Raw genomic sequence first — 233 nt, 5'->3', positions numbered from 1 at the left:
ACGACCACGTTCTCTTCGCGGTCGAGCAGCGCCTGCACCTGCTGTGCCGGGAGCGACGGCGTGTGGCGCACGCTTTCGACCAGTTCGCCGAACGCCTTGCTCGGCACGTTGACGTCCTGGAACAACTCGCCGCCGGCTTTGCGCCAGCCTTGCAGGCCGCCTTCGAGCAGCGCGACGTCGCTATAGCCGAGGCTTTCGAAACGTTCAGCGGCGCGCGCGGCGAGCCCTTCGCC

At 68.2% G+C, this 233-nt stretch carries 1 pseudogene; it reads right to left on the bottom strand.

Annotation, left to right across the window (positions count from 1 at the left end):
* Positions 1-233, bottom strand: a pseudogene (locus SB753_RS41700) (rhodanese-related sulfurtransferase); the annotation flags it as partial.

The sequence above is a fragment of the Paraburkholderia sp. SIMBA_053 genome, assembly GCF_046534895.1.
In the GTDB taxonomy this organism is placed as follows: Bacteria; Pseudomonadota; Gammaproteobacteria; order Burkholderiales; family Burkholderiaceae; genus Paraburkholderia; species Paraburkholderia caledonica.
The sequence above is the reverse complement of the archived record's forward strand: the minus strand, read 5'-3'. Positions and strand labels throughout refer to the sequence as shown.